The sequence below is a fragment of the Pseudomonas graminis genome, assembly GCF_900111735.1.
Taxonomy (GTDB): Bacteria; Pseudomonadota; Gammaproteobacteria; order Pseudomonadales; family Pseudomonadaceae; genus Aquipseudomonas; species Aquipseudomonas graminis.
Genome location: NZ_FOHW01000066.1, coordinates 1 through 12,528 on the forward strand (window position 1 = coordinate 1; position 12,528 = coordinate 12,528).

General features: G+C 62.9%; 13 protein-coding genes. 12 read left to right on the plus strand and 1 reads right to left on the minus strand.

Annotated features, from left to right (window positions below; translation table 11 throughout):
• Positions 1-39: 39 nt before the first annotated feature.
• Positions 40-591: an RNA polymerase sigma factor gene (locus tag BMY98_RS25810; RefSeq protein WP_074893566.1), complete on the minus strand. Its 552-nt coding sequence runs from the start codon at positions 589-591 to the stop codon at positions 40-42.
• 269 nt (positions 592-860) lie between these two features.
• Here BMY98_RS25810 and sctW point away from each other — a divergent pair, with 269 nt between their 5' ends.
• From sctW to sctU, 12 genes are read left to right on the plus strand one after another with little or no spacing between them, the layout of a single operon-like run.
• Positions 861-1,964, plus strand: a complete 1,104-nt coding sequence (gene sctW, locus BMY98_RS25815; protein WP_074893568.1) for a type III secretion system gatekeeper subunit SctW — start codon at positions 861-863, stop codon at positions 1,962-1,964.
• Entirely contained in the window at positions 1,964-4,084 is a 2,121-nt protein-coding gene (gene sctV, locus BMY98_RS25820) for a type III secretion system export apparatus subunit SctV (protein WP_074893571.1), read from the plus strand. The genes sctW and sctV overlap by 1 nt, the downstream gene beginning before the upstream one ends.
• A gap of 18 nt (positions 4,085-4,102) precedes the next feature.
• Positions 4,103-5,095, plus strand: a complete 993-nt coding sequence (sctD, locus tag BMY98_RS25825; protein ID WP_074893573.1) for a type III secretion system inner membrane ring subunit SctD — start codon at positions 4,103-4,105, stop codon at positions 5,093-5,095.
• Positions 5,092-6,441, plus strand: a complete 1,350-nt coding sequence (locus BMY98_RS25830) for a FliI/YscN family ATPase (RefSeq protein ID WP_074893575.1) — start codon at positions 5,092-5,094, stop codon at positions 6,439-6,441. The genes sctD and BMY98_RS25830 overlap by 4 nt, the downstream gene beginning before the upstream one ends.
• Positions 6,442-6,445: 4 nt before the next feature.
• Positions 6,446-6,901, plus strand: a complete 456-nt coding sequence (locus tag BMY98_RS25835; protein WP_074893577.1) for a YscO family type III secretion system apparatus protein — start codon at positions 6,446-6,448, stop codon at positions 6,899-6,901.
• Positions 6,898-7,458 (plus strand): type III secretion system HrpP C-terminal domain-containing protein, encoded by a 561-nt coding sequence (locus BMY98_RS25840; protein ID WP_074893578.1) that lies wholly within the window; start codon positions 6,898-6,900, stop codon positions 7,456-7,458. Before BMY98_RS25835 ends, BMY98_RS25840 begins: the two co-directional genes overlap by 4 nt.
• A complete protein-coding gene (locus BMY98_RS25845; protein WP_245760122.1) occupies positions 7,455-8,312 on the plus strand; it encodes a type III secretion system protein in 858 nt (285 codons plus the stop codon). Before BMY98_RS25840 ends, BMY98_RS25845 begins: the two co-directional genes overlap by 4 nt.
• Positions 8,302-8,778 (plus strand): FliM/FliN family flagellar motor switch protein, encoded by a 477-nt coding sequence (locus BMY98_RS25850; RefSeq protein WP_074893580.1) that lies wholly within the window; start codon positions 8,302-8,304, stop codon positions 8,776-8,778. Before BMY98_RS25845 ends, BMY98_RS25850 begins: the two co-directional genes overlap by 11 nt.
• Positions 8,775-9,428, plus strand: coding sequence for a type III secretion system export apparatus subunit SctR (gene sctR / locus BMY98_RS25855; protein WP_074893582.1), 654 nt, complete (start codon positions 8,775-8,777; stop codon positions 9,426-9,428). Before BMY98_RS25850 ends, sctR begins: the two co-directional genes overlap by 4 nt.
• Before the next feature lie 7 nt (positions 9,429-9,435).
• The gene (sctS, locus tag BMY98_RS25860) at positions 9,436-9,702 is read left to right on the plus strand and encodes a type III secretion system export apparatus subunit SctS (RefSeq protein WP_065989232.1); all 267 of its coding nucleotides are present in this window, start codon (positions 9,436-9,438) and stop codon (positions 9,700-9,702) included.
• Positions 9,703-10,497, plus strand: coding sequence for a type III secretion system export apparatus subunit SctT (sctT, locus tag BMY98_RS25865; RefSeq protein ID WP_074893584.1), 795 nt, complete (start codon positions 9,703-9,705; stop codon positions 10,495-10,497).
• Positions 10,494-11,570 (plus strand): type III secretion system export apparatus subunit SctU, encoded by a 1,077-nt coding sequence (sctU, locus tag BMY98_RS25870; protein ID WP_074893586.1) that lies wholly within the window; start codon positions 10,494-10,496, stop codon positions 11,568-11,570. The genes sctT and sctU overlap by 4 nt, the downstream gene beginning before the upstream one ends.
• The last annotated feature ends 958 nt before the right edge of the window (positions 11,571-12,528 follow it).

Consider the following 12,528-nt stretch of genomic DNA (forward strand, 5'->3'; position numbering starts at 1 on the left):
GTCCCACTTAGATAGCATTCAGTCAGTCCCACTCGGCACTCAGGCAAACGGGTCCATCTGCCGCTTGAGCTGTTCCCTTGCCCGGGACAGGCGCGAGCGCACGGTGCCGATCGGTACCCCGAGGGACGAAGCGGTTTCCTGATAATTGCCGTCCATTTCAAGCGACACCTCGATCACCCGCTGCATGTTCGACGGCAGCGTCCCGATCGCCCTGACGACCTGCATCAACTGGCGATGGCCGTCAACCTGATGGCCGATGTCGCCATGGCTGTCGGGTTCGGAATGGGTGTGGTCTTCCCAGCTTTCCTGGTACGGCTGGCGATACATCTTGCGGAAATGGTTGCGGATCAGGTTGAGCGCGATGCCGCACAGCCAGGTCTGGGGTTTGCTCGCGTGTTGAAACTTGTGCTCGCTGCGCAGCGCTTCCAGAAAGGTGCTCTGCAGAATGTCGTCGACATCTTCCGGGTTCATGACCCGCTTCTGAATGAAGCCGCGAATCATCTTGATCTGATCACTGGTCAAGTGACGTATCCCCTGGGCCGGACGGCGCGCCGGGGCGTCAATGTCGAGAATCGCAAGGTTGGAAAACATCAGGGCTCTTCCTTGTTTTGAGTGTATTAGCCCTATAGCGATATGCGTGCCACACCTTAAAACCCTATAAGCCATTGTTTTTAATGACATAAATAAATATAGAACAACGCGACTGTGCAAATCTTTGCGCGAACACGCTGTTTCCCGGACGAGATTTGGCACAGATCGGTCTGCTCCACCTCTGCGCACAAATAGATGGAACCGTTTGGCGCCGCGCTCCACTCAGGACCCATGACCAGGCCCCGAACCGAGCCATCCAGAGCCGACTTATGAAGATCGCCGCCCCCGTTGCCCCACAGGCATTGCAAGCCCCTGCGATCACGCCGGCAAAAACGCAGGCGCCTGCGCCCCTGCATGTCAATCCGCCGAACGTCAACGGCACCTCGCCGCAACAGGTCGCGCGGTTCGCTTCGGCGCTGGTTCAACAGAGCCGCAGCCTCAGCCAGCGGGACCTACTCGCCAGTGGCAACGCCCTGCAATCGAGGGCGGTGAAACTGGGCGAGCTGTATCAGCTGTTAATGGGCAGCCAGGACAAAGGCCTCGACGATGCCGCGCGTAACCTGCGCAAGCAGTTGCAAAACCAGAACGCTTCGAGCCTGGCGCAGATTCTGAGTTACACCGACGGCGACCCGGCCAAGGCCCATGTGATGCTGCAGGCGGCCAGAAAACAGGCCCAGGCCGACGGTGCAATGGGCGAGCACGTGGTGCTGAGCCAGCAGCTCAAGCAACTGCGTCGTCAATACGGCAAACGCACCCGCGCAGGCATCAACAGCGCCAAGGCGTTTTCCCGGCCGACTTCGGAAAAGCGCCGCGGCGCCCTGCGCAATCTCTACAGCGTGGCGGTGGCCGGGCAGCAGAACATCACAGGATTAATCGACGCGCTGATCAACGAGCAGGAAGAGCCCGGCGAATTCGAGCTGAACCTGCGGGACATGCGCAGCGCCCTCGCCGACGACCTGTCATCGCTCACCCCGTCCACGTCGCCGCAGCAACTGCGCACCTTGATGCACGGCCTGAACACCGCGCGGCACGTCACCACCCTGCTGCGCAGTTGCGAGCATCTGCTGGGTCGCATGCGCAACAAGAACCCCGCGCTGCAAGTGGATGCTGCGGCCTTCCTCAAACACCTGCTGGCGCTGTCGGGCAAGGGCATGAGCCTGGGCGAAACCCTGCAACTGACTCAACACATCGGCGGCAACCAGCTCAAGCATCAACTGGCGTTTCTCAACGGGCTGCGACCCATGCTGCAACAGCTGCCGATTCTGCTCTGGCGCGACCTGAAAAGCCGCCAGAACGCCTTGGGCAACCTGCTCATTCTCATGGCCGAGCTGACTCGGCAGGAACAGAACCAGCTCCAGGGGGGCCTCGCCTGATGGATCGTGTCATTAACCTGCTCAATCAGGTCGCGCTCGCGGCCATGCGCCGTTCGGAAATCGTCGGTGCGTTCGTGGTCATCGCCATCGTGTTCATGATGATCACACCGCTGCCCACCGGCCTGGTGGACGTGCTGATCGCCATCAACATCTGCATCTCCTGCCTGTTGATCATGCTGGCGATGCACCTGCCGCGCCCGTTGGCGTTCTCGACCTTCCCGGCGGTGCTGCTGCTGACGACGATGTTTCGTCTGGCGCTGTCGATCTCCACCACGCGCCTGATCCTGCTCAATCAGGACGCCGGGCACATCGTCGAAGCGTTCGGCCAGTTCGTGGTCGGCGGCAACCTGGCGGTGGGCCTGGTGATCTTCCTGATCCTCACCGTGGTCAACTTTCTGGTGATCACCAAGGGCTCGGAGCGGGTGGCGGAAGTCGGCGCGCGCTTCACCCTCGACGCAATGCCGGGCAAGCAGATGTCCATCGACAGCGACCTGCGCGCCAACCTGATCAGCGTGCATGAGGCGCGCAAGCGCCGCGCCGAGCTGGGCAAGGAAAGTCAGCTGTTCGGCGCCATGGACGGGGCCATGAAGTTCGTCAACGGCGACGCCATTGCCAGCCTGATCATCGTCGCCATCAACATGATCGGTGGTATCGCCATCGGCGTAATGCAGCACAACATGACCGCCGGCGACGCCTTGCAGGTGTACACCGTGCTGACCATCGGCGACGGCCTGATCGCACAGATCCCGGCGCTGCTGATTTCGGTCACCTGCGGCATGATCATCACCCGCGTGCCCAGCGGCGAGAATGGCGTGGAAGCCAACATCGGCCGGGAAATTGCCGAGCAAATCACCAGCCAGCCCAAGGCGTGGATCATCGCGGCGGTGGCCATGCTGGGATTCGCTGCGCTGCCAGGCATGCCGACGGCGGTGTTCGTGGTCATCTCGATCATCTGCGGGGTCGGCGGCCTGCTCCAGCTGCACCGCGCCAAGCCCCAGGCCGAGCAGGCCCAGGCCGTGGCCGTCGCGCCGGAAATGAACGGCCGAGAAGACCTGCGCACTTTCTCCCCCAGCCGCCAGTTCGTGCTGCACTTTCACCCCAGTCAGAACCCGGCGCAGATCGAGGCGCTGGTCAGCGAAATCCGTCAGCGACGCAATCGGCTGGTGGTGCAATACGGCCTGACCCTGCCCTCGTTCATCATCGAAACCAGCGAGCTGTTGCCGCCGGACGAGTTTCGCTTTTCGGTTTACGAAGTGCCGCTGCTCAGGGCCACCCTCAGCCAGACACACGTCGCGGTGGACGCCCGGTCGGTCGAGGGGTCCCACGAGTCGGCAGTGTACGGCAGCATCGAGCGCGAGGAAGGTCAGTGGCTGTGGCTGCCGACCGACGCGCCGCAATTGCAGGAAGCGGACGTCGAGCGCATCGACGCCACCACGCTGATCATCGAGCGCATGGAACGCGCGCTGCAATCGTGCGGGCCGCAGTTCATCGGCCTGCAAGAAACCAAGGCAATCCTCGGCTGGCTGGAATCGGAGCAGCCGGAGCTTGCCCAGGAAATGCAGCGGGTACTGCCACTGGCGCGCTTCTCGGCGGTGCTGCAACGCCTGGCGTCAGAGTGCGTGCCGCTGCGGGCGATCCGGGTGATCGCCGAAACCCTCATCGAGCATGGTCAGCACGAGCGCGAAGTCACGGTGCTCGCCGACTACGTGCGCATCGCCCTGAAGTCGCAGATCTACCACCAGTATTCCGGCCCCGAGGGCTTGCTGGTGTGGGTCCTGACGCCGGAGAGCGAAGGCATCCTGCGTGACGGCCTGCGCCAGACCCAGACCGAAACCTTCTTTGCCCTCGACAACGAAACCAGCCAGTTGCTGGTACAGCAGCTGCACATCGCCTTCCCGCTGCGCAGTGCCCAGCGCGCGGTATTGCTGGTCGCACAGGATCTGCGCAGCCCGCTGCGCACCCTGCTGCAGGAGGAGTTCTACCACGTGCCGGTGCTGTCCTTTGCCGAGATCAGCAATGCGGCGCAGGTCAAGGTGCTGGGGCGCTTCGACCTGGAAGACGACTTCGAGAGCGATCACGAAGACGACCCGCAAGGGCTGGATAACGAGTACGCCGCTTGAGTGCCTGGAGAGCGTCACATGTTTGAATTACGCGTATTGACCGGCCTGCATCAGGGCGCCGCGCTGCCCCTGGTGGGTGAGCAATGGGGCATTGGCGCTGACGCCGATCAGGATCTGGCGCTGCATGATCCCGGCGTCGAACAGCTGCACTGCCGCCTGCAACGTCAGGGCGAAGACTGGCTGCTCAACGCGGCCGAAGGCCCCATCGCCGATGAGGAAGGCCATCTTCACGCGAGCACCCTGCTCACCCCCAACACCGCTTTTGTGCTGGGTTCGGTCTGGCTGTGCGTGTCTCCGGCGCAAGACCCCTGGCCTTCGCTGCCGGCGGTGATCCCTCAAGCGAAGTCCGAGCAAACTTCGCACACGGAAGCGCCCGCCAGCGCGCCGCTGGAGAAGGTCGAGTCGCGCTCGCGCTTTTTCAACCGCACCACCGGCGTGGTCATCGGCCTGTTGCTGGGCATCGCCGGCAGCGCCTGGAGCCTGAGCCGCAGCGCCGCGCCCGCTTCAGAGCAACTGGCGATCAGTTCGCCGGCACAGCAACTTGCGCAGCAGGGCAATCAGCCGGCCAGGCCTTCGAACGAGAAGAGCAAAACCACCGAACCGTCGGCCAAAAAACGCATCCGGTTGACCAGCGTCGATGACGTCAAACGCCAGCTCAACACCATGCTCAGCGAACGACTGCTGAGCGACGTCAGCGTGGAGCAGACGCCTGAGGGCCTGGCCTTGAGCGGCAACCTGAAGCCGGAATCGCAGCTGGTGTATCAGCGCATGCTCCAGCGTTTCAAGGACCGCTATGACACGCCGGTCGCGTTGATCGATAACGTCGCCGCCGGCACCAGTGGCCTGCCGTTCACCATCGTGCAGATCATGTCCGGTCCCCACGCCCACCTGGTCACGGCGGACGGTCGTCGGCTGTACGTCGGTGACGAGCTGGCCGGGCTGCGCCTGACCCGCATCGATGACAACCGCATCCAGTTCGACGGCGACCGCCACTACGAGGTGAGCTGGTGAACGCGGCGCTGGATCAATGGAGATCCGCTCACCTTCAGCGCTTGAAGAGTTTCTCTGCGGTGAAGGTCAGCGGCCGTGTCAGCGCCGTCAGCGGCATCTTGCTGGAGTGCCAGATTCCCGCAGCCAAGGTCGGTGACTTGTGTGAAGTGAGCAAATCCGACGGCAGCACCATGCTCGCTGAAATCGTCGGTTTTACCCGCGACTGCACCTTGCTCAGTGCCCTCGGCACCCCGGACGGCATTCAGGTCGGCGCGCACATTCGGCCGCTGGGCATGGCCCACCGCATCGGCGTCGATGACCGTTTGCTGGGGAGCGTGCTTGACGGTTTCGGTCGCCCTTTGCTGGGCGATTCAGAAGGCGCATTCGCCGGGCCGGCTGATCGGCGCGTGACCCTGCCGGTGATCGCCGACGCGCTGCCGCCAACCCAGCGGCCGCGGATCAGCAGAGCGTTGCCCACCGGCGTGCGCGCCATCGACAGTGCGATTCTGCTCGGCGAAGGCCAGCGCGTCGGGTTGTTCGCCGGTGCCGGTTGCGGCAAGACCACCTTGATGGCCGAACTGGCGCGCAACATGGACTGCGACGTGATCGTCTTCGGCCTGATCGGCGAGCGGGGCCGTGAGCTGCGCGAGTTTCTCGACCACGAACTGGACGCCACCTTGCGCGCACGCTCGGTGCTGGTCTGCGCCACATCGGACCGGTCCAGCATGGAGCGCGCCCGCGCGGCCTTCACCGCCACGGCCATCGCTGAAGCCTTTCGTGAGCGAGGCCTGAAAGTGTTGTTGCTGCTTGATTCCCTGACCCGTTTCGCCCGGGCCCAGCGCGAGATCGGCATTGCCGCCGGCGAACCCCTCGGGCGCGGCGGCCTGCCCCCTTCGGTCTACACCCTGCTGCCGCGCCTGGTCGAGCGGGCCGGCATGAGCGAGAAAGGCTCGATCACCGCGCTGTACACCGTGCTGATCGAACAGGATTCGATGAACGACCCGGTCGCCGACGAGGTGCGTTCGCTGCTCGACGGTCACATTGTGCTGTCGCGAAAACTGGCCGAGCGCGGGCACTACCCGGCCATCGACGTGCAGGCCAGCATCAGCCGGATCATCAGCAACGTCACCGGCCGCGAGCACCAGCAGGCGAACAACCGGTTGCGTCGATTGATGGCCGCGTACAAGCAAGTGGAAATGCTCCTGCGCCTGGGCGAATACCAACCCGGCAGCGACCCGGTGACCGACTGCGCCGTGCGGCTGAACGAGCCGATCAATGCGTTTCTGCGCCAGGATTTGCGCGAGCCGGTGCCGCTGGAAGAGACCCTGGCAGCGCTGATGCAACTCACCTCGCAACTGCCGGAGTGATGGCGTGGAAGAAGCGCTTGAAGTCGATCCGCAAACCCTCGCCATGGAACAGGTCATCAGCGTGCTCACGCCGCTGCGTCAGCATCGCCAGGCCAGCGCCGAGCGGGCGCAACGGCAGGCGCAGAAAAGCCTGGAGCAGATGCATAACCACTTGCAACAGACTCGCGATTCCTACGCGCAGGAGCGCCATAACCAGCGCGAACGCCGCCAGGTGTTGAGCAGCGCCCACGTCAACAAAGCGATGTCGCTGGACGACCTCGAACGCTGGCACGAGAAGGAAAACCGCATGCTCGACCGGCTTGCCTATATCCGTCAGGACATGGCCCGCCAGCAGTTGAGCATCGAGGAACAACAGCAGCGTCTGGCCGAGGCGAAACACGCGGCAAAAGCGTCCCAACGCGCCGTGGAAAAACTCGCCTGCCTCGCCGAGGCCCTCAACGAACAAGGTGAATCGTCATGAACAGCCCCGTCCAACACCCGCCTCGCCCGCAACCGCAGCCACGCGCTGAACCGTCCCGTACGCCCTCGCCCTCTCCTGCTTCCCCGAGTGAAACCCGTCAGCCGCTGACCACTGTGCGTCGCGCCGATGCCGAACGCCTGCGCCGGCTGTGCGATGAATCCGCGTCGACTGCGTCGTTGAGTGCAGACGGGATGCTTTTCTCCCAACTGTTGGTGCCGCCGGTGACGGAAGAGCAAAGCGAATCGGGTTTCGCCGGGAGCAGCTTCAGCACGTTGTTCCCTAATGAGGGCGTGCCCACGCAGCTCATCGACGAGCTCGCCCAGCGCCTGCCCCAGCAGCCGGACGGTCCGTTGAGCCTGACCTTGCTGATGCCCAATCTGGGCAAGGTCCAGGTCAACGCCAACAAGCGCGACAACCAGTGGAGCATCGAACTGGGCTTCGCCCGACGGGGCGTGCTGAAACGCTTACAGCCCCATCAACGTAACTGCGAAAGCGCGCTGGAACAGGCGCTGGGCTGTGACGTTGACTTGTCTTTGCATGAGGAGGCGCAGGCATGAACTCGGACATGAATTCGGCGATGAACTCGGACATGTGCCACCGGAACCCCGTAGGACCGGCTTTAGCCGGGAACGCCTCATTCAGTCCGCTGCAACTGCGGGAAGTCAGCGGCGCCGTCGCCGAGGCCTCGCGTTTGCTGGGTGCGGGCGTGAGCTGCGGCTACACCGCCCAGGATCAGCGGGGCGAACTGACCCTGCGATTGATACCCGACGATGACTACGCGCCCTTGGCAGGACCGGCTTCAGCCGGGAACGCGTCATCGCTGACGTGGTTCGACAGCGCCATCGGCCCCTTCGCCCTGAGCGACGCCGAAGCGGTGCTCAGCTTGCTGGGCGAACTGCCGGTCACCCTCGGCGGCGAGCACCAGCCCTGGTACTGGCAGTTGGTGAATCAACGCATGAGTACAGAACTGGCGGAACTGCTTTGCCCTTTGCGGCCACTCAGCGATATCACTGCGCTGTCCGCCTTTGGCGAAAGCCCGAATACCGCGCCGATGAACTGCCGGCTGCAATTGCGTCTGGGTTCGCAGGTGTTGCACGCACAGCTCTGCGCCGACGCGCGGGTCATGCTGCAACTGCTCGGCAGCCATGAATGGCAGCCGCACCGGCAGAACGTCGCGTCAGACTGGCCCATCCGCCAGCCGCTGGTGTTGGGCGAGCTGTCGTTGAGCCTCGACCAGTTGGCGTCGCTGCAACCAGGGGACGTGCTGCTGCCGTCGTTGTGTCATTTCGACGAAGAAGGCGGCGGTCGGCTTCAATTGGCGGGTCGGCAATGGGCAGTGCAGACGGACAGCCGCGCAGAGCAGCTGTATGTACGGTTCAGCCACGAGGAAGACTTGGGACATGGTCAATGAAGAATTGTACGAAGACGAGATCGAGGATCTTGCCGACGATGAGTCAATTGAGCCAACGCTGAATCAGGCGCCGGATCAGAGTAGGACCGGCTTCAGCCGGGAAGCTTTTGAGGACCCTGGACATCACGGCGCCCCCGAACATCAAACCACTGAAAACGAGTGGCAGGATGAAACCGCCGCCGATGGCTACGCGGGCCACTCTTACGAGCCCCAACCGGCCGAAACCCAAACCTCCCTCGATTCCCTGGATCAACTGCCGCTGGCCCTGACCCTGCGCTGTGGCAGCCTCGAACTCACGTTGGGCGACCTGCGCCGCCTCGCTGCCGGCACCGTCTTACCCGTCAACGGCGTAACCCCCGGTTTCGCCACCTTGTGCCACGGCGAACGGGTCGTTGCCGAAGGCGAACTGGTCAGCGTCGAAGGCCGGCTCGGTCTGCAGATCACCCGCATGGCGTCCCGCCCATGATCATGGACGGGATGAACCCGGTGATGCTGGCGCTGTTTCTCGGCGCCCTGTCGTTGATTCCGTTTCTGCTGATCGTCTGCACGGCCTTTCTCAAGATCGCCATGACCCTGCTGATCACCCGCAACGCCATCGGCGTGCAACAGGTGCCGCCCAACATGGCGCTGTACGGCATCGCCCTGGCCGCGACCATGTTCGTCATGGCCCCCGTCGCCCACGAGATTCAGCAGCGGGTTCACGACCGCCCGCTGGAGATGGGCAGCACCGAAAAACTGCAGGCCAGCGCCAACACCGTCATCGAGCCATTGCAACGGTTCATGAGCCGCAACACTGACCCAGAGGTCGTCGCCCACCTGCTGGACAACACCCAGCGCATGTGGCCCAAGGACATGGCCGATCAGGCCAGCAAAAGCGACCTGCTGCTGGCCGTCCCCGCCTTCGTTTTGTCCGAGTTGCAGGCGGGCTTTCAGATCGGCTTTCTGATCTACATCCCGTTCATCGTCATCGACCTGATCGTCTCCAACCTGCTGCTCGCCCTAGGCATGCAGATGGTCTCGCCGATGACCATTTCGCTGCCCCTCAAACTGCTGCTGTTCGTGCTGGTGCAAGGCTGGACGCGCCTGCTCGACAGCCTTTTCTACTCGTACATGTGAGGCAGTGATGGAAGCGCTGGCGTTGTTCAAGCAGGGCATGTTTCTGGTGGTGATTCTCACGGCACCGCCGTTGGGGGTCGCCGTGCTGGTCGGCGTCATCACTTCGCTGTTGCAGGCGTTGATGCAGATCCAGGACCAGACCCTGCCCTTCGGCATCAAGCTGGCCGCCGTCGGCCTGACCCTGGCCATGACCGGGCGCTGGATCGGTGTCGAGCTGATCCAGTTCATCAACCTGGCCTTCGACCTGATCGCCCGGTCCGGCGGCGCGCACTAGATGCCCTTCGACGCCCAGGGCCTGTTCGAACTGATGCTGGGCATGGGCCTGGCGGCCGCGCGCATCCTGCCGTGCATGATTCTGGTGCCGGCGTTCTGCTTCAAATACCTCAAGGGCCCGCTGCGTTACGCGGTGGTGCTGGTGGTCTCGATGGTGCCGGCACCGAGCATCAGCCGCGCGCTGTCGGGCATGCAAGACGACTGGTTTTCCATCGGCGCGCTGCTGCTCAAAGAGGCCGTACTCGGCACCCTCCTCGGCCTGTTGCTGTACGCGCCGTTCTGGATGTTCGCCTCGGTGGGCGCGCTCCTCGACAGTCAGCGCGGCGCCTTGAGCGGCGGCCAGCTGAACCCCGCGCTGGGGCCTGACGCGACGCCGCTGGGCGAGCTGTTTCAGGAAACACTGATCATGCTGGTGATCCTGTCCGGCGGGTTGTCGCTGATCACTCAAGTGATCTGGGACAGTTATCTGGTCTGGCCGCCCACCGCCTGGCTGCCCGGCATGACGGTCGATGGGCTGGACCTGTTTCTCGAACAACTCAACCAGACCCTCCAGCACATGATGCTCTACGCCGCGCCGTTCATTGGCTTGCTGCTGTTGATCGAGGCCGCGCTGGCGATCATCGGCCTGTACGCGCAGCAACTGAACGTGTCGATCCTGGCCATGCCGGCCAAGAGCATGGCGGGCATCGCCTTCCTGCTGATCTACCTGCCGACGCTGCTGGAACTGGGCAACGGCCAGATCATGCAGCTCGCCGATATCAAGCACTTGCTCGGCCAACTGGTGCAGGTGCCATGAGCGAAAAAACCGAAAAGGCTACGCCCAAACAGCTAAGCGACGCCCGCGAAAAAGGCCAGGTCGGGCAGAGTCAGGACCTGAGCAAACTGCTGGTCCTGCTGGTCGTCAGCGAAGTGACCCTGGGCCTGGCGGATGAAAGCGTCGCGCGCTTGCTGAACTTGCTGAACCTGTCGTTTCAAGGGGTTGGCCGGCCCTTCATGCACACCGTCGAGCAGGTCGCCAGCGAAGGCGCCAGCGTGTTGATCGGGTTCATTCTGAGCAGCGTCGGCATCGCGATGTTGATGCGGCTGGTGGGCAGCTGGATACAGATCGGGTTCCTGTTTGCGCCCAAGGCATTGAAGCTGGATTTCAACAAGCTCAACCCGTTCACCCACGCCAAGCAAATGTTCTCGGCGCAAAGCCTGACGACCTTGCTGCTCAGTATTTTAAAGGCCACGGCCATCGCCGTGACGCTGTACGTGGTGGTGAAGCCGTCACTGGGCACGCTGATTTTGCTGTCGAGCACGGACCTGACGACGTACTGGCATGCGCTGTTGCAGGTGTTCCGGCATATCCTGCGAGCGACGCTGGGGTTGCTGTTGGTGATCGGCGCGGTGGACTTTGCGCTGCAGAAGTATTTCCACGCCAAGAAGCTGCGGATGAGCCACGAGGACATCAAGAAGGAGTACAAGCAGGCCGAGGGTGATCCGCATGTGAAGGGGCATCGTCGGCAGCTGGCCCATGAGTTGTTGAACCAGGCGCCGACCGCGCCGGCCAAGCCGGTGGAGGATGCGGACATGGTGGTGGTGAATCCGACGCATTATGCGGTGGCGCTGTATTACCGGCCGGGCACGACGCCGCTGCCGCAAATTCACTGCAAGGGTGAGGATGATGAGGCGCTGGCGTTGATCGCGCGGGCGAAGAAGGCGGGGATTCCGGTGGTGCAGAGTATCTGGCTGGCGCGGACGCTTTATAAGGTCAAGGCGGGCAAGTACATCCCGCGAACGACGCTGTTGGCGGTGGCGAATATTTATCAGATCGTGCGGCAGCTTGAGGAAGTAACGGACGAAGTCATTCGGATCGAAGATGTCTGATCAAGATCAAGATCAAGATCAAGGGCGTCTGCCTGGGGGCAGACTGTTTCGCCTTCGGCGACTTACTTTTGAAAAGCACCAAAAGTAAGCAAAAGTGCCTGCTCCTGGTTGGGCTCCTCCTTCGTCGGAGTACCTTCACTCCGGTCCCGCTCCGTGGGCCCGCTGCCATCCGCCATCCATGGCGGGGGGCAGCTCTCGCCGCATCCATGCGGCTCGGCCCACGGAGCGAGACCTGCGTTCAGCCTGCACCCAAGTCGCGATGGGTGTCGTTTGGACTTCCTGCGTAGAAGAGCAAAAGCAAAAGCGAGAGAAAAGCAAAGGCGAGAGCAAAAGCACAAGCTTCCCGGCTAAAGCCGGTCCCACTAAAAGCAGCGCGTGCATTGATTTCACTGATCGTTCCCACGCTCCGCGTGGGAACGCCGCCTCGGACGCTCCGCGTCCCGCGGACGACGCGCATTCAGGCCTTGGGAGGTGACGCGGAGCGTCACAGGATGTATTCCCACGCGGAGCGTGGGAACAATCAAGGAAGCAAAAGTTTCCCGGCTGAAGCCGGTCCCACTAAAAAGCAACGCGTGCAGTCAGTGAAACCGCCGGCGCCCCCGTAGGACCGGCTTCAGCCGGGAAGCCTTTGATCTGCTTTTGATTTTCCTAAGAAGCAATTCCAGACACCGCAGAACGCGACTTGGGTGCAGGCCGAACGCAGACGACGCGCAGTGGGCCGAGCCGCATGGATGCGGCGAGAGCGCCGTCAGGACATGGATGTCCGTTCGGCGCGGGCCCACGGAGCGTCGTCGGAGTGAGGGAACCCGACGAAGTCGGGCCAAATCAGGAGCAGGCACTTTTGCTTACTTTTGGTGCTTTTCAAAAGTAAGTCGCCGAAGGCGAAACAGTCTGCCCCCAGGCAGACGCCCTTGATCTTAAGGATCTTGAATTACTGCAAAGCATCGCTGAGATGCCC